Annotated in this window: 15 protein-coding genes; 4 read left to right on the top strand and 11 right to left on the bottom strand. The window is 67.2% G+C overall.

The window, feature by feature from the left end; translation table 11 throughout:
- Positions 1-6 precede the first annotated feature (6 nt).
- Genes bcsA through KUV74_RS11100 form a run of 4 tightly spaced genes read left to right on the top strand, consistent with a single transcriptional unit; the run spans position 7 to position 10,060 of the window.
- Positions 7-4,638, top strand: coding sequence for a UDP-forming cellulose synthase catalytic subunit (gene bcsA / locus KUV74_RS11085; protein WP_222516318.1), 4,632 nt, complete (start codon positions 7-9; stop codon positions 4,636-4,638).
- Positions 4,635-8,537, top strand: coding sequence for a cellulose biosynthesis protein BcsC (locus tag KUV74_RS11090; RefSeq protein ID WP_222516319.1), 3,903 nt, complete (start codon positions 4,635-4,637; stop codon positions 8,535-8,537). Before bcsA ends, KUV74_RS11090 begins: the two co-directional genes overlap by 4 nt.
- Complete coding sequence (gene bcsD, locus KUV74_RS11095; protein ID WP_045994300.1) at positions 8,530-9,027, top strand: cellulose biosynthesis protein BcsD; 498 nt, start codon at positions 8,530-8,532, stop codon at positions 9,025-9,027. The genes KUV74_RS11090 and bcsD overlap by 8 nt, the downstream gene beginning before the upstream one ends.
- Positions 8,999-10,060, top strand: a complete 1,062-nt coding sequence (locus tag KUV74_RS11100) for a glycosyl hydrolase family 8 (protein ID WP_222516320.1) — start codon at positions 8,999-9,001, stop codon at positions 10,058-10,060. Before bcsD ends, KUV74_RS11100 begins: the two co-directional genes overlap by 29 nt.
- 203 nt (positions 10,061-10,263) lie before the next feature.
- On the opposite strand, the gene KUV74_RS11105 is transcribed toward KUV74_RS11100, so the two are convergent.
- The 11 genes from KUV74_RS11105 to KUV74_RS11155 all read right to left on the bottom strand — a co-directional run bounded on the left by KUV74_RS11105 (position 10,264) and on the right by KUV74_RS11155 (position 21,144).
- Positions 10,264-11,571: an autotransporter outer membrane beta-barrel domain-containing protein gene (locus tag KUV74_RS11105; RefSeq protein WP_222516321.1), complete on the bottom strand. Its 1,308-nt coding sequence runs from the start codon at positions 11,569-11,571 to the stop codon at positions 10,264-10,266.
- A gap of 308 nt (positions 11,572-11,879) precedes the next feature.
- Positions 11,880-12,647 (bottom strand): SDR family NAD(P)-dependent oxidoreductase, encoded by a 768-nt coding sequence (locus KUV74_RS11110; protein ID WP_222516322.1) that lies wholly within the window; start codon positions 12,645-12,647, stop codon positions 11,880-11,882.
- Positions 12,648-12,703: 56 nt separating this feature from the next.
- Positions 12,704-14,836: a capsular polysaccharide biosynthesis protein gene (locus KUV74_RS11115; protein WP_222516323.1), complete on the bottom strand. Its 2,133-nt coding sequence runs from the start codon at positions 14,834-14,836 to the stop codon at positions 12,704-12,706.
- A 193-nt stretch (positions 14,837-15,029) separates the two neighbouring features.
- Positions 15,030-15,824, bottom strand: a complete 795-nt coding sequence (fliR, locus tag KUV74_RS11120; protein WP_108448597.1) for a flagellar biosynthetic protein FliR — start codon at positions 15,822-15,824, stop codon at positions 15,030-15,032.
- 56 nt (positions 15,825-15,880) lie between these two features.
- Positions 15,881-16,150, bottom strand: a complete 270-nt coding sequence (gene fliQ / locus KUV74_RS11125; protein ID WP_045992443.1) for a flagellar biosynthesis protein FliQ — start codon at positions 16,148-16,150, stop codon at positions 15,881-15,883.
- A gap of 70 nt (positions 16,151-16,220) precedes the next feature.
- Complete coding sequence (gene fliP, locus KUV74_RS11130) at positions 16,221-17,015, bottom strand: flagellar type III secretion system pore protein FliP (protein ID WP_045992442.1); 795 nt, start codon at positions 17,013-17,015, stop codon at positions 16,221-16,223.
- Entirely contained in the window at positions 17,015-17,428 is a 414-nt protein-coding gene (fliO, locus tag KUV74_RS11135; protein WP_045992441.1) for a flagellar biosynthetic protein FliO, read from the bottom strand. Before fliO ends, fliP begins: the two co-directional genes overlap by 1 nt.
- Entirely contained in the window at positions 17,425-17,937 is a 513-nt protein-coding gene (fliN, locus tag KUV74_RS11140; protein WP_108132069.1) for a flagellar motor switch protein FliN, read from the bottom strand. Before fliN ends, fliO begins: the two co-directional genes overlap by 4 nt.
- Complete coding sequence (gene fliM, locus KUV74_RS11145; RefSeq protein ID WP_222516324.1) at positions 17,930-18,976, bottom strand: flagellar motor switch protein FliM; 1,047 nt, start codon at positions 18,974-18,976, stop codon at positions 17,930-17,932. The genes fliN and fliM overlap by 8 nt, the downstream gene beginning before the upstream one ends.
- A gap of 9 nt (positions 18,977-18,985) precedes the next feature.
- Positions 18,986-19,474: a flagellar basal body-associated protein FliL gene (gene fliL, locus KUV74_RS11150; RefSeq protein ID WP_045992438.1), complete on the bottom strand. Its 489-nt coding sequence runs from the start codon at positions 19,472-19,474 to the stop codon at positions 18,986-18,988.
- 236 nt (positions 19,475-19,710) lie between these two features.
- Entirely contained in the window at positions 19,711-21,144 is a 1,434-nt protein-coding gene (locus KUV74_RS11155) for a flagellar hook-length control protein FliK (protein WP_222516325.1), read from the bottom strand.
- Positions 21,145-21,146 lie beyond the last annotated feature (2 nt).

Here is a 21,146-nt window from a genome sequence, read left to right on the forward strand (position 1 = left end):
ATGCCCATGAACGTCTCTTCCTCTGCGTCACTGGGCGCGCGTCTGCTGGCGCTGATCCTGGGGGCGCCCCTGGCTGCTCTGCTTGTCACCACGCCGTTGACCCTGGAGCGCCAGCTGGTGTTCGCCGGTGTCGGCATGCTGGCGTTGCTGGTGCTGGCTCGCCTTCGTGGTGGCTGGGTACGCCAGGCGATGATGCTGCTGTCGGTGCTGGTCTCTACCCGCTACCTGTATTGGCGTCTGAGCGAGACGCTGGTGTTCGATACCCAGGTCGAGGCGGTGTTCGGCTACGGTCTGCTGGCCGCCGAGTGCTACGCCTGGGTGATCCTGGTGCTGGGGTACTTCCAGATCGCCTGGCCGCTGGAGCGGGCGATCCGGCCGATGCCGCCGGATGCGACGCGCTGGCCGACGGTGGACATCTATATCCCCACCTATAACGAGAGTCTCGAGGTGGTGCGGGACACGGTGCTGGCCGCCCAGAACATCGATTACCCGGCGGATCGCATGCGTATCTATGTGCTGGACGATGGCAAGCGACCCGAGTTCGGCGCCTTCGCCGCGGCGGTGGGCGTTGGCTACATCACCCGGGAAGACAACAGTCACGCCAAGGCGGGTAACCTCAATCACGCCATGGGGCTGACTGACGGCGAGCTGATCTGCGTATTCGACTGCGACCATGTGGCGACCCGGGCCTTTCTGCAGGCCACGGTGGGGGAGTTTGTCGCCGACGAGCGGTTGGCACTGCTGCAGACGCCTCACCACTTCTATTCCCCGGATCCGTTCGAGCGCAATCTCGTCGCCGGGGCGGACATCCCCAACGAAGGGGAGCTGTTCTATGGGCCGGTGCAGAAGGGCAATGACTACTGGAATGCGGCCTTCTTCTGCGGTTCCTGTGCACTGATGCGGCGTAGCGCGCTGGAAGAGATCGGCGGCTTCGCGGTGGAAACCGTGACCGAGGATGCCCATACCGCCCTCAAGCTGCAGCGGCGTGGCTGGAACACGGCCTTCCTGGGGGTGCGCCTGGCCGCTGGCCTGGCCACCGAGCGGCTGTCTCTGCACATCGGCCAGCGGGCCCGCTGGGCCAGGGGCATGACCCAGATCTTCCGGCTGGACAATCCGCTGTGGGGGCGTGGTCTGCGCCTGCCGCAGCGGCTTTGCTACCTCAACGCCATGCTGCATTTCCAGTTCGCCATGCCTCGCCTGGTGTTCCTGACCGCACCCCTGGCCTACCTGTTGTTTGATCTGCACGTCATTGCCTCGTCGCCGCAGATGATCGCCGTCTACGCTTTGCCGCATCTGTTTCACGCGATCTACACCAACTCGCGGCTGGTGGGGCGCTTCCGCTACTCCTTCTGGGGCGAGATCTACGAAAGCGTGCTGGCCTTTCACTTGCTCAAGCCGACCCTGGTGACTCTGCTCAGCCCGCGTCGGGGCAAGTTCAATGTCACCGAGAAGGGTGGACTGCTGGAGGAGGGCTACTTCGACGGTGAGGCGGTGCGTCCCCATCTGTTCGTGCTTGGCCTGTTGGTGGCGGCGGTGGTGTGGGGGCTGGTGCGGGTCTTCTGGAATGATCTGTTCGATGTCCAGACCAGCGTCATGCTGTTCAACGTGATGTGGGCCTCCGTCAGCATTCTGGTGCTGCTGGCGGCCATTGCGGTGGCACGGGAAACGCGCCAGCTGCGGCGCTCAGTGCGGGTCGAGGCGCGTCTTCCGGTGGTGTTGCATCTGGCCAGTGGCCATGCGGTGCAGAGCTGGACCGCCAACCTGTCCATGGGGGGCGCCCTGGTGGAGGGCAAGCGCTCGGCCCTGGGCAGCGAGGTGGAGTGCCTGGAGATCACCTTCAATCGACGGGGGCTGATGTTCCCCGTGTGTTCGGTCAATGCTTCCGGTACCGATGACTCACTGCGCTTTCGTTTTGATGAGTTGCCGCTGCGCCAGCGCAGAGAACTGGTGCGGGTGGTCATGGGGCGTGCCGATGCCTGGATTCCCGAGGCACCGCATCCCCAGGACCGGCCATTGGCGTCACTGTGGCATGTGGTGCGCTCGGTGGTGGGACTGTTCTTCCACCAGTGGCAGCAGAAGGGGCTGCACTTCCGTAGCCCGGTGCGGGGGCTGACCCAGGGGCGCTTTAGCCGAGGTTGGCTGGCGCCGGTGATGCTGGTGGCCACCATCGTGCTCGGGGTATTGATGGTCTCGCACCGGGTCTGGGCCCAGGTCCCGGCGCCGACGATCGGCGTGACGCACGAGGCCGGCGGTTTTGGTGACGTTCCGGGTGACACCTCGGTACCGGGCGAGACGTTGCCTCCGCTGCGTTTCGGCGAGGACGGCCGGCTGGATCTGGACAGTGTCAGCCAGCCGTTGCAACCGACCCGGCGCGAGTTGTCGATCCCGCTGCTGGCCGCTGACGAGACCTTGCGACTGACCCCGAACACCCGGCTTTCGGGCACTGCATTCTCGCTGCGCGATGATGAGGTGGCGGTGGCTGCGTCGCTGTCGCTGTCGTTGTCACACAGTGACCTGCCGGCCGACAGCCAACTCGGGGTGCTGCTCAACGGCGAGACGCTTCAGACCATCGACCTTGACCAGTTCAACGCCGGCGGCATGACCCAGCGCCTGGATATCCCTTCGGCCCTGATCCTGCCCTTCAATCGCCTGGAGTTTCGCCTGCTGGGGCAGGCGACCCAGCAGTGCCACGGTGATGACCAGGCCGTCGGCAGGGTGGAGATCGCCCCCGAATCCAGGCTGGCCTTGACCCTGCAGCGGCTGCCGACCCCCGACGAGCTGGCCCGCCTGCCGAGGCCCTTCATCGATGTCGCGACGGCGGATGTCAGTCGGGTGGCGATGGTGATGGCCCGCGATGCGTCTGAGGCCCAGTTGCGCGGGGCGGCCATCATTGCCTCGCACTTCGGACGCTACGCCGAGGCCGGGCAGCTACAGGTCGAGGCGCTTTACGATCGCCTGCCGCTGGACAACGCGGTGGTGATCGGTCGCTCGGGACAGCGCCTGGCGGGATTGACCCTGCCGCAGGTCGAGGGGCCGACCCTGTTGATGCGCCCCAATCCGCGCAACCCGCTGTTCAAGCTGCTGCTGGTGGTGGGCAACAGTGACGTCGAGGTGGCCCGGGCCGCCCGCGGCCTGGCGCTGTCGGGACTCGGGGAGAGTCTCGATAGCGCAGCGCCGGTGACGCTGAGCGGCGAACGGCTGCGCCTGGATGACGAACGACTGAGCCCGCCAGCCCCTCGCGAGCCCTATGACGCGCCGCGCTGGGTCGATGTCGAAACCCCGGCCCGCCTGGCCTCATTGGGCGAACCCGAGGGCTTCGTGGCACGCGGGCTGTCCGCCCGGGAGCACGCCCTGAGCCTGAGGGTGCCGCCGGATCTGTTTCTGTGGCCCGGTCAGAACTATCGGCTGAGAGTCGACTATCGTTTTCCCGACGAGCCCTGGCTCGATCCCATCGCCTCGAGCCTCGATGTCAGCCTCAACGGCGAATATCTCGCGGCCTTGCCGGTGGAGTCGGGCAAGGCGCTGGAGCGGCTGTGGCAACGCCTGGTAGGCGCCGGCCGGGAGCAGAGCGCCGAGGTCCTGCTGCCCAGGGACCTGCTCTACGGCAACAATCGCCTGCAGTTCTACTTCCACCTGGCGGTGGCAGACGGGGTCGACTGCGCGCCCGGGCTGGGTGAGGACGCCATCAGCCGAATCCTGCCCACCACCACGCTGGACCTGCGGCGGGCAGAGCACTTCAGCGTCATGCCGTCGCTGTCGTCCTTCGTCAGCGCGGGGTTTCCGTTCTCGCGTCAGGCGGATCTTGGCGCCAGCGTGGCGCTGGTGCCCGAGGCCCCCGACGAGAGCGAGCTGTCGGCGCTGTTGACCAGCGTGGGCCGTATCGCCGGCGCTACTGGCTATCCCGCCCTTGGCATCGAGGTGCGTCGAGGGCTTTCCCTCACCGGCGATCTGGTCGACAAGGATCTGCTGGTGGTCGCCGACCTCGACAGTCTGGCGCAGACGTCGCTGTTCGACGCCGGCGTTTACCGGGCCGACGAAGGGCGTCTGGCGGTGGCCGAGGTGCCCTGGATGAAGCGCTGGCGCTACTGGCTGTTGGGTGACTGGCGGCCGCTGTGGCGAGAGGTCGCCCAGGCGCTGCAGGACAGCGAGGTGTCCCAGGGGCTGGTCAGCCTGCCGTCACCCTTGAACCGTTCGCGCTTCGTGGTCGCGGCGGTCGCTGACGACGCCGAGGCGCTGCCGTCGCTGGTGGCGCGATTGGGCGACGATGAGATCAGCCGCTCGGTGTATGGCGATCTGGCGCTGATTCCTGTCGAGGGCAGTGCCGAGAGCTTTCGCGCAGGGCCGCGTCAGGGCGTCGGTGAGATGCCCTGGCACATGAGGTTGCGCTGGATGCTGGGCCAGAACCTGGTGGCCATGGCGGTTCTGCTGCTGGTGGTGGTGACACTGCTGGGGCTGGTCTGCCACCGAGGACTGGCTCGCCGTGCTGCACGGCGCCTGCAGGGGGGCCAGGCCGAAGGCTCAAGCGGCCAGGCCGACGCTCCTGAAGCCCAGGCCGACGCTCCTGGAAGCCGCGTCGACACCCCGGTGGCCGACGGCAAGGGACAGAGTGACAACACCAGGGGAGCGCCACGCCGATGAAACGCTTGCGTTTGTTCAAGGTTCGCCGCGCCGGTGCGGCAGGACTGCTGTCGTGCTCCCTGCTGTCATTGACGCTGTCTTCTGTTCCGGTGCTGGCGCAGGACCAGAGTCCGGCCCAGGCCCAGGGGACCGATCAAGCCCTGGCGCCGCTGTTCGAGCAGGCTCGCTTCTGGCGGGATCGGCAGCGCGCCGATCTGGCCGAGCAGTCCCTCGAGCGGGTGCTCGATGCTGACCCGGGCAACCGGCGTGCCCTCTACCTGCTCGCGGAATATGCGCTGACCGATGGCGATATGGAAAAGGCCAGCCGCTGGCAGGCGCGGTTGGCCGAGGTGGCCCCGGAGGATGACCGGGTCGAGGCGCTGGCGCAGGAACAGAAACTGCGGCGTGCCGACGGCCAGCGGCTGGCCGAGGCCCGCTCCCAGGCGGCGGCGGGCGACTACGCCGAGGCCATGGCCAGTTATCGGGCGGTGCTCGAGGGCGACGCGGTTCCGCCGAGGCTGGCGCCGGAGGTCTACCTGACCCTGGCCGGTACCGACAATGGCTGGAGCGAGGCTCGCGACCGCCTGGCGGCGATGGCGCGTGAACATCCCGACGAGCCGGCGCTGGCCACCGCGCTGGGCCAGGTGCTGAGCTATCGTGAAGCCACGCGTCGCCAGGGTATCGAGCGCCTGGCCGAGCGCGCTGCGACCGGCGATGCGGCTGCCGATCGCGCCTGGCGTCAGGCGCTGGAGTGGCTCGAGGCGACCCCCGCAGACGAACATCTGTATGCCGCCTATCAGCAGGCGCATCCTGAGGATAGCCAGATCGCCGAGCTGTTCGCCGACAAGATGACCCTGCCGCCGGAACGTGAGGCGGCCCAGGCCAGGGCTCAGGGGTACGACAGCCTGGAGCAGCAGCGGCTGGACCAGGCCGAGGCGCAGTTCCAGCAGGTGCTCGAGCAGACCCCGGACGATGCCGATGCCCAGGGCGGACTGGGGCTGACCCTGCTGCGCCAGCAACGTTTCGCCGAGGCGCGAGACGCGCTGGAGCAGGCGATCCGGCTGGCACCCGAGCGACGCGACCAATGGCAGGCCGCCTACGAAAGCGCGGCCTTCTATGCTCGACTGGGGGAGGCGCGGGCCCAGGCCAGGGCGGGGCGACTGGATCGTGCGCTCGAACTGGTGACGCCGCTGACCCGTGGTGGTGGCGACGGGGCGCGGGCGGCGATCTTGCTGCAGGCCGATCTGCTCAAGCGCCAGGGACGTCTCGATCAGGCCGAACAACGTTACCTAAGTCTGGGCAATGACACCTCGGCACGGCTCGGTCTGGTCGACGTCTATCGACGCCAGCAGCGCTGGTCCGAGGCCGAGGCGCTGGCCGCCAGTCTGCCGGCCAGCGCTCGTGCCCAGCTTGGCGACCTGGGCGCCGCCCGGGCCCAGGCGCTGCGGCAGCAGGCCTCCGGTCAGAGCGCCAGCGAGGCGGAAGCGACCCTTCGCGAAGCGTTGGCGCTGGCGCCCGCGGACCCCTGGGTGCGCCTGGATCTGGCTCGGTTGCTGGACCGCCAGGGGCGCGTCGAAGAGGCTGGCCACCTGGTTCGCCCGCTCAACCTGAGCGAGGCCAGCGCGCCCCAGCTTCAGGCCGCGGCGCTGTATGCCAGTGAACAGGGCGACTGGGACCAGGCCCGACGCTATCTGGCGGCGATCCCGCTGGCGCTGCGCGACGAGGACATCCAGCGACTGGCCGATCAGGCCGAGGCTCAGTCGGCATTGGCGGCCGCCGAAGCGGCCTGGAACCGGGGAGATCGCGCCTCGGCGCTGGAGCGTCTCGATGAGGTACTGACCAGCACCAGCGATCCGGGAGTCCGCGCCGAGGTGGCCCAGCGCTATCAGCAGATGGGCCTGACCAGCCGGGCCCTCGAGCTGGTCGAGGCCGATACCGCCGGCGAGCTGGACGCGCCGGTGGAAGCCTTCACCGGCTACGTGGCGGTGCTGGCGAGCGCCGGCCGCGACCGCCAGGCCAAGGCGCTGGTGCAGCGACTCGAGGCGCGCGACGACTTTGGCCTGGCGGCGCGTGCGGCGCTGGACGAAGCGATGATCGGCGCCCGTGTCGCCCAGGCGGACCGGCTGCGCCAGCAGGGCCAGCTGGCCAGCGCCTATGATGTGCTGGCCAGCGCCCTGCGCGAGCGCCCCGAGGATCAGGCGCTACTGCTGGCGATGGCGCGGCTGTATCAGGACGGGGGGCGCCAGCGTCAGGCGGGGCAGCTCTACGACTACACGCTGAGCCGTTTTCCCGAGAGCGATGACGCCCGCCTGGGGGCCGCGGATGCGGCCCTGGCCCAGGGCGATAGCATGCGAGCGTCGCGGCTTTTGGTGGCGCCGCCGGCCAACGCTCAGGATCGACCTCGCTGGCTGCTGTCGCGGGCGGGGCTGGCCCGGGCCCAGGGACAGGACCGCCAGGCCCTGGCGCTATTGCGTGAGGCGCGCAGCGAGCTGCGCGCCGATCCGCAGCAGTCGCTGGCGCTGGCCTCGACCACCGGCGACAACCCCTTCGAGAACGCCAGTGGTGGCGCTGGTGGCGGACGACCCGCCTGGCTGCCTGGCGGCTCGTTGTCCGCGGGCGCTGGCTCAGGGACGGGATCAGGGGCTGGTGCCTCGGCCGATGAGGCAGCTCCCCAGGCCTCGCCGCTGATCGACGAGGTCGAGCGGATGATGGCCGAGGTGCGCCGCGCGGTGTCGCCCAAGGCTCAGGGCGGGCTTGCCCTGGTGGTGCGCAGTGGCGAGGAAGGCCTGAGTCAGTTCGATCGGGTGGAAACGCCCACCACCTTCACCTCCGGCGATTTTTCCTCGGTCTTTGGTCGCTCCCGCGCCGAGCTGACGCTGACCCCGGCCTACGGTTCCGCCGGTACGCCCTCCGGCGACGCCGAGCGTCGTTTTGGCCGCATGGCGATCGTCGAGGCCATCGGTGAGCTGGCAAGCGATGACGATGTCAGCGCCGCGGTCACCGGCGACTACCTGTCCCGACTGGGGCAGGTGGGGGGCGACGGCCTGGACGTGTCGGCGGATTCCCAGAGCGACGCCGGGGTGGGGCTGTCGCTGGGCTTTCGCAGCGATCTGCTGGACGTGGACGTCGGCACCACTCCGCTGGGCTTCGACCAGTCCCAACTGGTCGGGGGCCTGCGCCTGCACCCGAAGGTAGGCGATTCCGGGGAGTTCACCCTGACCGCGGAACGCCGCGCGGTGAAGGATAGCCTGTTGTCCTACGCCGGCACCCGTGATCCGGTCAGCGGCGAGAACTGGGGCGGCGTGGTCAAGACCGGGGGGGCGCTGGGTTACAGCTTCGACAATGGCGACAGTGGTGCCTACGTCAGCCTGGGCGGCTATCGCTACACCGGTGACAACGTGGCCGACAACGACTCGCTGGAGGCGGGCATGGGGGCTTACCTGCGGCCGATCAACGAGCGTGACCGCGAGCTCAAGGCCGGGGTGCACGTCAACTACCTCGACTTCGATCGCAACCTGAGTCGCTACTCGTTCGGGCACGGGGGCTATTTCAGCCCGCAGGACCATATCAGCGTGGCCTTCCCGGTCAGCTTCAGCGAGCAGCGTGGGCGTTGGTCCTATTCCGCCAGGGTGTCGCCGGGCTTCCAGAGCTACTCCGAGGCGGCGGAGGACTTCTTCCCCACCGACGGCGAATCCCAGGCGTTGCTCGATGACCTGGCCGATGCCGACGCGGCGGTGGAGTCGCGCTACAGCGCCTCCAGCGAAAGCGGCTTTGGCCTGACCCTGGGAGGCGACGCCTCCTACCAACTGACCAATGACATGAAGGTGGGCGGACGCCTGGGCTACGACACCTTCGGCGACTACGACGAGACCTCGGCATGGCTGTACCTGGACTACACCCTTGGGGGAGCAGATGAGTGACCTTGACGCGGCCCGGCGCCGTTCGCTTGCGTACTTTGACAGCACCCACTGTGCGTCACAGTGGAACGATGTGCTGCGCTTCCTGCTGGAAGAGCTGTATGTCTCCGGCGGCGAGCAGGATGCAGGCGCTTTTCTGCGCCATATCGGGGCCAGAATGGCCAGTGAACTGACGCTGCCCGACCAGCAGACCCTAGAGGGGCTCGAGCGCACCCTCAACGAGCTTTGGCGTGCGCGCGATTGGGGCTGGGTGTCATTGACCGCCGGGGAAACTCGGCTGACCATCGAGCATGGTGCCTACCCCGTTGCCGGTCACAGCGAGGCCGAGCGAGCCCGCGGCGCCCGTGCCGCCAGTGCGCTGCTGGCCGGGGCCTATGGTGTATGGCTGGAACGCCAGGGGGGCGATAGCACGGTGCCCCTTCGGGTGGTGACGGCAGAGGCGGGAAAACCTCTGGAGTTCGTCTATGCAAGGGAAGAAGTTGCCGGCCACTGATGCCGGCCTGTGCTGGCGCCGAATGACGGCGATGTTGCTGGTCGCCGTGGCCTCCTTGACCTTTGCCCTCGCGGCGCCGGCCGACGAGAGCTGGGAGCGTTACAAGAGCCGCTTCATGAGCGCCGACGGTCGCATTCTCGACAGCGGCAACGGCGACGTTAGCCACTCGGAGGGGCAGGGCTTCGGCATGCTGCTGGCGGAGGCCCAGGGGGATCGCGAGGCCTTCGATCGGCTGTGGCAGTGGACCCGACTGCATCTGGCGCGGACCGATGTGGCGCTGTTTTCCTGGCGCTACGACCCCACCAACGTGCCACCGGTGGCGGACCCCAACAATGCCAGTGATGGCGACATCCTGATCGCCTGGGCGCTGCAGCGCGCCGCCAGCCGTTGGCAGGAATCCCGCTACGCCCAGGCGGCCGCGATGATCCGCGAGGCCATCGCCGAGTATCTGGTGGTGCAGCGCGGCGGCTACCGGGTGCTGTTGCCGGGGGTGCAGGGGTTTCGTGGCGAGGATTACGTCGACCTCAACCTGTCCTACTGGGTGATGCCGGCGTTGCTCGAGTTTGCGCAGGCGGAGCCGGACGGCGGCTGGGAAACGCTGGTGGAAGACGGTCTGAGGTTGCTCGAGCAAGGCCGCTTCGGTCGCTATCGATTGCCCACCGACTGGCTGCGGCTTGACGCCGACGGCAGCCTGGCTCCGGCGCCGGGCTGGCCGCCCCGCTTCGGCTTTGATGCGGTGCGTATCCCGCTCTACCTGGCCTGGGCAGACCAGCTCGATCGTCCGGGTGTCTCGCCGATCCTGGCCTTGTGGAACGATCCCGCTCGCCAGCCACCGCCAGCCTGGATCGACGTCTACAGCGAGGCCCGGGCGGAGTACGCCGCCTCCCGCGGGGTGCTGGCGATTCGCGCGCTGGCCGGTCGCGACCGCCGGGCGATGCCTGCGGGCCTGGCCCCCGGCGACGACTACTATTCGGCCTCGCTGCTGCTGCTGGCGAGACTGGCCCAGCGCGAGTCCGCCCCCGCACCGGACTAGGGCTTGTCTGAAAAGTGCCTGCGCTCGGTAATACGGCGTTAAAAATCGGATCAACATGCTCATTTACACCCCGTAAACTGCGCTGTCTCACCGATTTTTGCCTTGTCTCACCTTCGCTCGTCGACTTTTCGGACAGCGCCTAGTCTTCGTTGAGGGACTAATGCTCGAGCACAAGCCTGTTCCCTCAGGCTGTCCTGGAAGGCCTAGAAGTCGTAGGACAGCGAGGCGCTGATCACGTCGTATTCGGTAGCGCTGCTGCCCAGTGTCGTCTGGCCTGCGAGGGTAAAACCCACGCCGGGGCCGAGTCGCTGGGTGGCACCGAGCTCCAGCACGGTACGATCGTCATCGCTCCCTTCGAGAAAGTCGGCGTCGTCATCCACGTCGCTGGACACGTCGTAGTGGTAGAGCAGGCCGGCGAACAGGCGGCCGGTGAAGACGTCGGCACCCAGTCGAACTCCGGCAAAGACTTCGCCGGTTTCTTCGCCGTAGTCGGTTTCCGCCTGCAGGTAGTCGCCATCCACATCGTCATCCAGATAGGTCCCACCCAGGGTCAGGCTTGAGTCGATCCGGTGCTGGCTCGTCAGCTGATAGCTCGGCAGGTGGTAGGTGGCGGCGCCGCGCGCGCCCCAGCGATCGCCGTCGAGATCGATGCCCTCGACCAGATAGTCGCGTCGTGCGCTGCCGTCCAGGTCCTGAAACAGCAAGGTAGCGTCCAGCACCAGGCGGTCGTTCAGCAGGGCGATGGCGGCGTAGGGCGCGATCATCTCGCCGCCCAGGTCGGTGTGGCCACCACTTTTTCCATCCAGGTACATCTCGCTCTTGCCGGCGGCCACGCCGACCAGCAGGTTGCGGTAGCGGTAGTCGATGCCCAGCAGGGCGACCTTGCCATCGCCTGAGTAGTCCGAACTTCGGGTGTCGCCGTCGAGATCGCCGATCTCGGCGGTGCTCCAGACACTTATCCCCGGCGGACGCTGATAGGGGCCGTCGCCGAGTGGCGCCATGGTGGCGTCGATGCGCTGGGTGACCGGCCGGAAGTTCTGGGCCATAGCCTGTTTCTGTGCGCCGTACAGGGTCTGGTCGAGTTCCAGCAGGCCCAGTGCATCGGCCAGGGCGAGGGTGCGATCACGGCCGAGCGCATCGAGGCGCCCGGCGAGCAGCACCTTGCCTTCGCCGTCGGTGAGCACCACCGGGGTCTGACCATCGACCTCTGCCAGGGTGATGCCCGCAGGTAGCCTCAGGGTGACGGGTCTGTCATTGATGCGCACGAACATGCGGCTTCCTCCTGTCACCGCCTGCTGACCGAGCAACTCCAGGGTCAGGGGGCGATCTTCCAGGGTGCCGACGAAGGTGGTGGGGCTCTGGTCGAGTGGCGCGAGGTCGACGTCAAGAGCAAGGGCACTCGACGAGGCGCTGCCAAGGATCAGGGCGAGGGGAAGGTATCGCCAGGCACGCAGCACCGAGGCGGCATGGCGGGGAGTCCTGCGGGGCGGGGAGAACTGTGGCTCGTGCATGGGATCATCCTTGATGGGCGAAGCCGGCTTCTTGCCAGGATGTCTGGCGTAGCGTCTGACGCTGGCGGGGCGATCGTGAAGATCAGGGGGCGATGACGTCGACTTCAGGGGTTGGCATGAGTGACGGCCATTGTTAAGCATCAAGGGGCGTGGGGTGCGAAATCCTGTGCAGATAATGCCTGTGCGAGGGAAAGTTGGCGTTTTATCGGCAAGTTTTGGTGTCAAAGCCGACGTGATTGATGAAATTCGGGCGTCAGCAGCAGGGGCCTATGTGGCCACTGCTGCCTTGGTGTCTAGCGCAGACGACATCAGGGCACGCCGTAGCCGAACCATCGTATCAAGGCCTGTGCCAGCCTCGGCGGCAACAGGGTCAGTCCCTGGGTAGCGAGGCACAGTGGCAGTGGGAAGCTGACCCTGGGACGATTGGCGTCGAGGGCCCTGGCGATGCGCCGAGCCGCCCTTTCGGGGGAACACATGAATGGCTTGGGGCCGGGCATCGCCCGGGCCATGGCCGAATCCACGTAGCCGGGCATCACCAGGGTGACGCCGACGCCATCGCTGGCGAGCCCTCCGCGCAGAGCCTCGGCGTAGGCCTTGATGCCAGCCTTGCTGGCGCTGTAGCAGGGGGTGACCGGCAGCCCGTGCCAGGCGGCCAGCGAGCTGATGAAGACCAGCTGGCCACGGCCTCGACGCTGCATGGCAGGGGCAAGCTGGCGTGTCATTTCCATCGGCACGCGTAGATTGATCTCCATCAGCTGACGTCCTGCCTGAAGCGATTCGCCGTCGCGGCGATCGACCACGCCGGTGTTGATGCCGGCGCACATGATCACGATATCCGGCGTCCGTGACAGCCCCGCAAGCCAGGCCTGTCGGGCGTCGTTGTCTTCCAGGGGGCCGCTCGCCAGGCTGACCTCGGCGCCTTGGTCGCGACAGCGCTGCCCTATCTCTGCCAGCGTGTCCTGGCGACGCCCATGAAGCACCAGATGATGCCCTGGCCTGGCGTAGTGGCGCGCCAGGGCGCCGCCGATGGCGCCGGTGGCACCGGTAATCAGGATCAGGCGCTGGGGGGCCGTCATCTGTCGAGTCCTCCTGTGGTGGCAAAGGGGCAAGGGGCAAGGACTGGCGCGCCGTCTCAATAGCGCCCGTACAGATAGCGCCGGACGTGTCGGTAGAGGCGTTGCCACAGCCTCAGCCTTGGCCCTTGCTGGCGTTGGCGTTCGAGCAGGGTGATCGCGGTCTCGACGTTGATCGGTTGGCGGGTAACGGGGTCCACGTAGCCGGGGTAGTGGATCAGTGCCGCTGCGACCAGTTCTTCCAGGGTGGCGCGCCGACATCGCCGAGGGGGTGTCGCTGTCTCATCCCGGGTCAGTCCCCAGCCGGCGTAGAAAGGCAGGCCATAGGTAATCACCGGGCGATTGCGGAGTAGCGCCTCGAAGCCCGCCAGGGAGGTCAGGGTGTGAACCTCGTCGACCTGATCGATCAGGGCCGTGATGTTGCCCTCTGCTGCCAGCACATCGTAGGCCTCGGCGGGAACCTGCTCGCCCTGGCGTACGCCGGCGACCACGTCCGGATGGGGACGATAGAGCAGAAAGGCGTTGGGGTGGCGGCGGCGCACCTCTGCAAGCAGGGCGCGATTGGTGCGGATCTCGCAGGCGCCGTGACGTACCGAAGCGTCACTTTCCACCTGGCCGATCACCAGCAGCCGGGGACGATCGCTGGGCAGCGCTGGCAAACCGGGCTTGGGCGAGGCGTCGTGGCCGTCGTTGTACTTGGATAGACCCCGTTGTACCAGCCGCGAGATCAGCCTGCGTGCGCGCAGGTGGTCCCGCGGGCTGAACTCGCCATTCTCGATCAGTTCCTCGAGCTCGCTGGGACGGGTGGGGTCGTAGTGGATGCCGGCCCCGTCGATGACCAGCGACAGCGGCCGAGTGAGATCGATGCCGAGGCCCACCGAGCGCAGGAAACCGTCTTCCATGCGATGGACATCGTCTCTTCGGGGATATTGGCTGCCCCACACCAGATGATTCACTGGCTTGGGTGCTGGGTCGGATGCCGTTTCAGACGATGAATCGGTCGATTTCAGCGAGCTCAGTGGCAGCTGTTCGACCCGCGACAGGGGGCCGAGGAAGTCCGTCACGAAGCCGCGCTTCCATCGCGACAGACCGTAGCATCGCCAGTGCCCGGCGCCGCGCTGTATCTGACGGCGCTGATCCTCCAGCAGGTCCAGGGTGTCGTCCAACGTCGCTGGCTCGCCGGTATAGGGGTTGGCGTAGCGTGTGTAGCGCAGGTAGGCGGCGGCGAATACCCGGGCCAGGGAGGCTCGTCGCTGGCGCCGCGCGCAGCCTTGTCGGTCCTGGGTGAGGCCCCAGCCGGCATAGAACGGCAGGCCGTGACAGGTGACCGGCAGGCCCGCCAGCAGCGCCTCGAAGCCGAGTTGACTGGTGACCACATGGACCGCATCGACCACGTCGAACAGGGCCCAGGGATTGATGTCGTCGGTGATCAGGCGGCAGCGGGGACGGCCGGCGGCCCCCAGCAGGTGGCCCTGGCGTCGCCCGGCGATCACCTCCGGATGGATCTTGATCAGGATTTCGGCCTCGGGATGGCTTTCCAGGGCCTGTTCAAGCATACGAACAAAGGTGGCCTCCGAGGCCCCGCCGCCGACAATGGAAGCGTCGTCCCGGGTCTGGTCCACCACCAGTACCCGGGAGCGGGACGAATCTTCCAGTCGAATGTCAGGGGCGTGGTTGTACTTGGACAGTCGGGCGAGCCGCAGGCGCGCCATCAAGGCGTTGGCCCGTGCCTCTTCGGTGGCGTCGATGTCGGCGTGGTTGATCAGGGTCTCGAGATCGGAGGGCCGGGAGGCGTCGTAGTGGATGCCGCTATGATCCACCACCAGGGAGAGGCTGGCGAAGCCTTCATCGGCGGGCCCCCAGGAGCGCACGAAACCGTCTTCCAGGGCGACGAAGGGCAGGCCCTTGTCCGTCGCCAGGCGCCTGGCGCGACGGGTGGTCCCCCGGTTGCCCCAGCCGAGCACGGCGGCGGGGCGGCAACGGTGGCGCTGACGCCAGGGCCGTATGCGGGAAAATTCCGGCAGGCAGGGGGCGAGTATCGGTAGCCGGGCCAGGGCATCGGTCGCTGTCAGGGCCTGGTTGTCTGTCGGGGCCTGGTCGTCTGTCGGGGCATGGTTGTCTGTCGAAGCATAGGTCGCCGTCAGGGCGGTGGGCTGCCTGTCCTGCTCGTCCGTGTGTGGTGAAGCGCCCATGCGTGCCTGCATCTCGCCGATGATCGGGGGTCCATCGTATCAGCGTGGCGCTAGCCGCCCTGGTCTCGGGTGTGCCGCTGCCTGCAGCCCGGTGAGTCACGGCTTGATCGGGGTCGTTCGCGAGTCTGATATCGCGCCTGGCTTCCAGTCGCTTCCAGTCGCTTCCAGTCGCTTCCAATCGCTTCCGGCACCGTCAGCTTGCCAGGGGCGCCAGGGTGTCGAGCAGCGACTGCAGGAAATCCAGACCCTGGTGGAAGTGGCGCTGCAGAAAGCGACCGAGGTCGGTCATCAGAACCATCAGCAGTGCCAGGCCGACGCTGAGAGAGGTGGGGAAGCCGATATTGAATACGGTCAGCTGGGGTGCTGCGCGATTGAGGATGCCGAGTGCCAGGTTGATGGTCAGCAGCGGGGCGACCAGTGGCAGCGCCAGCAGCAGGCCGGTGGCAAAGATGGTGCCGCCGTAGCGGGCCAGCAGGATGAAGGCTTCGGGGTTGAAGCGCTGGATGCCGATGGGCAGGGTCTCGAAGCTGGTGATCAACAGTTCCAGCACGATCAGGTGGCCATTCACCGCCAGGAACATCAGTAGCGTGATCATGTACAGAAAACGCGAGATCACGACCATGTTGGTGCCGCTGGAAGGGTCGAAGAAGGTGGCGAAGGCCAGGCCCATCTGCAGCCCGATAAATTCACCGGTGGCCTGTACCACCACCAGGATGATCCGCACGCACAGGCCCATGGCCACGCCGATGATCAGCTGTTCGACCACCAGGCCGAGGCCCGCCCAGGAGGCCACCGGGACATCGGGCAGCGGTGGCAGCATCGGCGAGATGACCACACTGATGGCACCGGCCAGCCCGATCTTGGCCTGGGTAGGCACCGCGCTGTGGCCCCACAGGGGGGCGCTCAGCATCAGCGCGGTGATGCGCATGAACGGCCACAGGAACAGGCTGAGCCAGGCATGCAGCTGGGTGAAGGTGATCTCGACCATCAGGACGCGGGCGCCTCGGGGATAGGGCCGGTGGCTTCAGCGCAGGTGGGCCCGGCTCAGGACACCAGCGCCGGGATACTGGTAAACAGCTCCCGGGTGAAGGTGATGATCAGCTGCAGCAGCCAGGGACCGGCCAGCACCAGCACGGCAAACACGGCCAGGATCTTGGGAATGAACGACAGCGTCATCTCGTTGATCTGGGTAGCGGCCTGGAACAGGCTGACCAGCAGGCCGGTGAACAGCGCGGTAAGCAGCAGCGGCGCACCCAGCAGCAGGGTCACGCGCATGCCCTGGTAGGCCAAACTCATGACGGTTTCGGGATGCATGACGAGTCTCCTTGCTGGCGCAGCCTTGTCTGGGCCCGTAGGCCTGTGCCGGGGCCCTGTCGTCGGGGGCCTATAAATAGAAGCTTTCCGCCATCGAGCCGATGATCAGCTGCCAGCCGTCCACCAGCACGAACAGCATCAGCTTGAACGGCATCGAAATGGTCACCGGCGGGACCATCATCATGCCCAGTGACATCAGCACGCTGGCGACCACCAGGTCGATGATCAGAAAGGGGATGAAGATGGTGAAGCCGATCTGGAAGGCGGTCTTCAGTTCGCTGGTGACGAAGGCCGGTACCAGCACCTGCAACGGCACGTCCTCGGGACCGGCCAGGGGGCCGACCTCGGACAGGCGGGCAAACATGGCGAGGTCCGGCTCTCGGGTCTGGCCCAGCATGAACTCGCGAAAGGGCTGCTGGGCGAGCTCGATGAACTGGCCAAAATCGATGGCGTCGGTGGACAGTGGCAGCCAGGCGTCCTGGTAAACGTCGCTGAGCACCGGCGACATGATGAAGGCGGTCAGAAACAGCGCCAGGCCCAGCAGCACCTGGTTGGGTGGCGTCGAGGCGGTGCCCATGGCGGTACGCAGCAGGCTCAGCACGATGATGATGCGGGTAAAGCTGGTCATCATCAGCAGCGCCGTGGGCAGAAAGGCCATGGCGCTGAGCAGCAGCAGGGTCTGCAGCGACAGCGACCATTTCTGCCCGCCGTCGGCCATGGGTTCACTGATCAGGCCCGGGATCTGCTGGGCCTGGGCCGGGCCGGCAGCCAGCAGACAGACAACCAGGGCCAGTCCGAGGCTGGCCACCAGTGGCGTCCAGGGACGGGAGTAGAGGCTGCGTTGAAGAAGTATCAACTGTCGCATCACCGCTCTCGCCGACCAAGGTTGGCCTTGAGAGCCTGGCCCAGGCGCTCGCCAAAGCTGTCACCCTGCGGCGCGTCCGGCTGGGCGGGCGTCGCCTCGTCGGTCGGAGCGGGCAGGCTGTCCAGCCGATTGACCTGACCGCCGCCGACGCCGAGCACCAGCCAGCGATCCTGGACCTGGACCACCACCACGCGCTCGCGCTGACCGACGGCGGTGGAGCCGACCACCTTGAGTCGGGACTGCTGGCCGTGAAAGCCGCCGCCCCGCCGCTTCAGCCAGGCGGAAAGCCCCAGCAGGATGGCGATGATCAGTGCCAGGGCGGCGGCGGTCTTGCCCAGCATGGCCAGCCCCAGCAGGCTGTCGCCTCCCTGGGCCAGTCCGTCGACGGCGGCGCTGGAGGTGGTCTCGTTCATCGGTTGAGCTTCTGCACCCGCTCTGAGGGGGTGATGATCTCGGTGATACGGATGCCGTAGCGGTCTTCGACCACCACGACTTCGCCCTGGGCGATCAGGTAGCCGTTGATCAGGATGTCCATCGGCTCACCGGCCAGCCCCTCCAGTTCCACCACCGAGCCTTGGGCCAGTTCCAGCAACTGCTTGATGGTCAGGCGGGTGCGACCAAGCTCCACGGTCAGCTTGACCGGGATATCCATGATCATGTCGAGCTCGCGGGCAGCGCTGGAGGAGGTGCTTTCACCGAGCGGGCGGAACACGCTGTCTCCTGCGGCGCGCGCTGCGGCAGGGGTATCGCTTGAGGCCTGCTCGCCCGGGTTCTCCTCGGCGGCCTGCTGTTCGGCCATGGCATCGGCCCAGGGGTCGTCCTCGCCAGCGCCATCGCTGGTGGCATCGTCCTGTTGTTCGGACATGGCGGCGGCCCAGTCGTCGTCGCCGACAGGGGAGTCGGGTTTATTGGGGTCAGTCATGGTGCGATTCCTTGGAAGGAGGCCGAGAGCCTTTGACGAAGGCGTTGCTGGGCTGGTGACCGGCGGCGTGGTCGAACATCCGCAGGACTCGGAGGGCGCGCTGGTCGCGCTGGCTGCCGTATTCGCATTCCATCACCGGCACCTCGTCGACCTGGGCGGTGACGGTATCGGGCAGTTCGAGCGGCAGGATGTCACCGACCTTCAGCGCCATCACCTCGGCGATGCGCGAGTCGATGGTGGCGAAGTTGGCCACCAGCTCTACCTCTGGATGACGCAGCTCGCCGGCCATGCGCCGGTGGAAGGCGCCGTCCTTGTCGCGACTGTTCTCGCTCAACGGGTTGGTCAGCAGGTCCTTGAGCGGTTCGATCATGCTGTAGGGCATGCAGATCTGGAAGCTGGACGAGAGGTTGCCGACCTCCAGATGAAAGCTGGTGCTGACCACGATCTCGTTGGGCGAGTTGGTGATGTTGGCGAACTTGGACTGCATCTCCGAGCGCAGGTAGCTGATGTCCAGCGGGTAGACGGACTTCCAGGCCTCGCGGTAGCCATCGATGGCCATGTTCAGCACGCGCTGGATGATGCGCTGTTCGGTATTGGTGAACTCGCGCCCTTCGGACTTGGTGACGAAGCGGCCGTCACCGCCGAACAGGTTGTCCACCACCATGAACACCAGGCTCGGGGGAAACACGATCAGGGCCGAGCCCTTGAGCGGTTTCATGGCGATGATGTTGATGTTGGTGGGCACCGGCACGTTGCGCGAGAACTCGCTGTAGCTGAGGTAGCGCACGGCGTCGACGCTGATGTCGGCGCTGCGCCGCAGCAGGTTGAACATGCCGGTGCGGAAGTGACGGGCGAAGCGCTCGTTGATGATGTCCAGGGCCTGCAGACGCTCGCGGATGATGCGCTGCTGATTGGCCGGATCGAAGGGGCGCAAGCGCCCTCGAGCTGCGTTGTCTTCGCCCTCGGCATCGTCGTCGCCGCTGACGCCCTTGAGCAGTGCGTCGATTTCTTCCTGGGACAGGAGATCGTCTTGAGACATGGGGGCGACCTATTGGACGATGAACTCGGTGAACAGCACATCATCGATATGGATGCGCGGACGCTCGGGGCCGAGCACGTCTTCCAGGGTGGCGACGATATCCTCGGCCAGGGCCTTCTTGCCCGATGCGCTGACCAGTGTCTCGGCCTCGCGGTCCGACAGCAGCAACAACAGCTGGTTACGCACCTGGGGACGGTGCTGTTCCAGCGTCTCGAGGCTAGCGTCATCGCTGAGCTTGAGGGTCAGGCCGGCGTACAACAGGCGCGGTCCGGCGTTGTCTTCGGCCAGGTTGACGGTGAAGGGCTCCAGTTTCAGGTAGATGGGCGCCGTATCTTCAACCGCGCCGGTGCTGGCCTGAGCCATATGCTCGCCGAAGGTGTCTGCTGATTCTGCGTGCGCCTTTTCCTGGTACAGCAGGTAGAACCCGGCCGCGGCACCGAAGGATGCGAGGATGACCAGGATCACCAGACACCAGATGAGCCGTCGAGATTTCGCCATGTCCTGAAGTCCTGAGCCTGTGGCCCCTCGAGGGGCGGTAATGTACTAGCGTGCGGGCGTGCCGCAACCTTAGTATGCCGTCAGGCATCGGCGATCGATGGCGAGAACAGGCACCGAGTTCGTGCCTATCTTGGGTATTTGTGGGGTGAGCCCCGCCGCTCACGCTGTGTAGCGGCAGGGGGTGCCTGGAAGGGCGTGGGTCAGGCGCAGGTCAGGCGCGTGTCCAGCCCTATGCGTCAGGCGTAGATGTCCACGCGGCCATCGTCTGACTCGTGGCGCTGGTCAGGGGCAGAGCTTGCCGTGGTGGCCGGCTCCATCGACTCGCCCTTGCCCTGGCCGGAGGCTGCCAGCGATGGCTGGCCGCGAGAGTCCGAGGGTTGCTGGCCGCCAAACTGTGCGCCCTGGTCGCTCACCGAGGCGTCACCGAGCTGGATGCCCTGTTCGGCCAGGGCTTCGCGAAGCTGGGGAATGGCCTGCTCAAGGGCCTGGCGCACCTGGGAGTGGGCCGAGAAGAACTGGGCCTGGGCACCGTGCTCGCCCAGCTTGAGGGTCACCCCCAGCGAGCCGAGTTCGGCGGGGTGCAGGCGCAACTCGACCTGCTGTTCGCCCGCACCGCCCTGGCTGGACAGCCTTGCCAGGGTCTGGCCGAGCTGCTGCGGCCAGGCGGCCTGGTTGAATGACAGTGAGGCATTGGTACCCGGGGGCATGGCGGCGGCCAGGGAGGAGCCAAAGGGCGACGCGCCCCGTGCCTGTGAGGCGGTGGGCGAGAGCACGGCATCCAGCGAAGCGTCGGCCTCGCCCCGGGCAGCGCCAGCAAGGATCTCGCCGGGACGAAGTTCCGCAGCGCCTGACCCTGTGCCCTGGGCCATCCAGCCGGACGTGTCTGGAGCCAGGGCGCCGGGTGCGAGGCCCGCCGGGGCAACGGGTGCCTGTCCTTGTAAATTACCCTGCGCATTGCTGCCGGCGGCCATGGCTGCCTGCTGCGCCGCCGAGGGAGCGCGATCCACCGGATGCTCGGCCCTGGGGAGTCGATGCAGCGCCGGGAGCGCGTCCTGTGCCAGGCGTGACTGGGCGGGCGCATTTTCCGTGGCGGCGGTGGCGTCGAGGGCGGCGCTCTGCAGTGCTGGGGCCTGATTCTGGACCTGGACCTGGACCTGGGCCTGGGGCGAAAGCTGAGCCTGCGCCGACGGCCCTGATGGCGGAGACGTCGCGAGCGCCGGTGTGGCCTGGGCTGCGACGTCCAGCGGTAGTGCCTGCTGACTTGCGGCGCCGCCTTGTGTCAGCAGTGCATGCGCCCCGCCGGGGAGCTGCCCGGCAAGCGCTGCGCCTGTAGCGTCCCGCGGTGCGCCGTTCAAGCCTGGTGCGCCGAGTCCTGATGACGCCAGCTGGCCTGCGTCAGCAGCGGGCTGCCCGTGGGGGCCCGGGGCCGATGAGGCAACGGCCAGCAGTGCCAGTGTCCAGTCCTGGGGCTCGCTATGGTCCTGATCACTGAGCGCCGTGTCGCTGGCCTGGCCATTGGCGGGGCGCCCGGTATTGTCGAGGGGGGCCGCCTGGCCGCCGAGTGCGGCCAGGCGCTGGGCGAAGTCGCCACCGATCGGCGCGGCGGCGCCCTTGCTGCCACTGGCCTGGGAAGAAACGGGGCCTGCCAGGCCCAACAGGGTGAGGTCCATGG

This window comes from Halomonas sp. DP1Y21-3, from assembly GCF_019801245.1.
In the GTDB taxonomy this organism is placed as follows: domain Bacteria; phylum Pseudomonadota; class Gammaproteobacteria; order Pseudomonadales; family Halomonadaceae; genus Halomonas; species Halomonas litopenaei.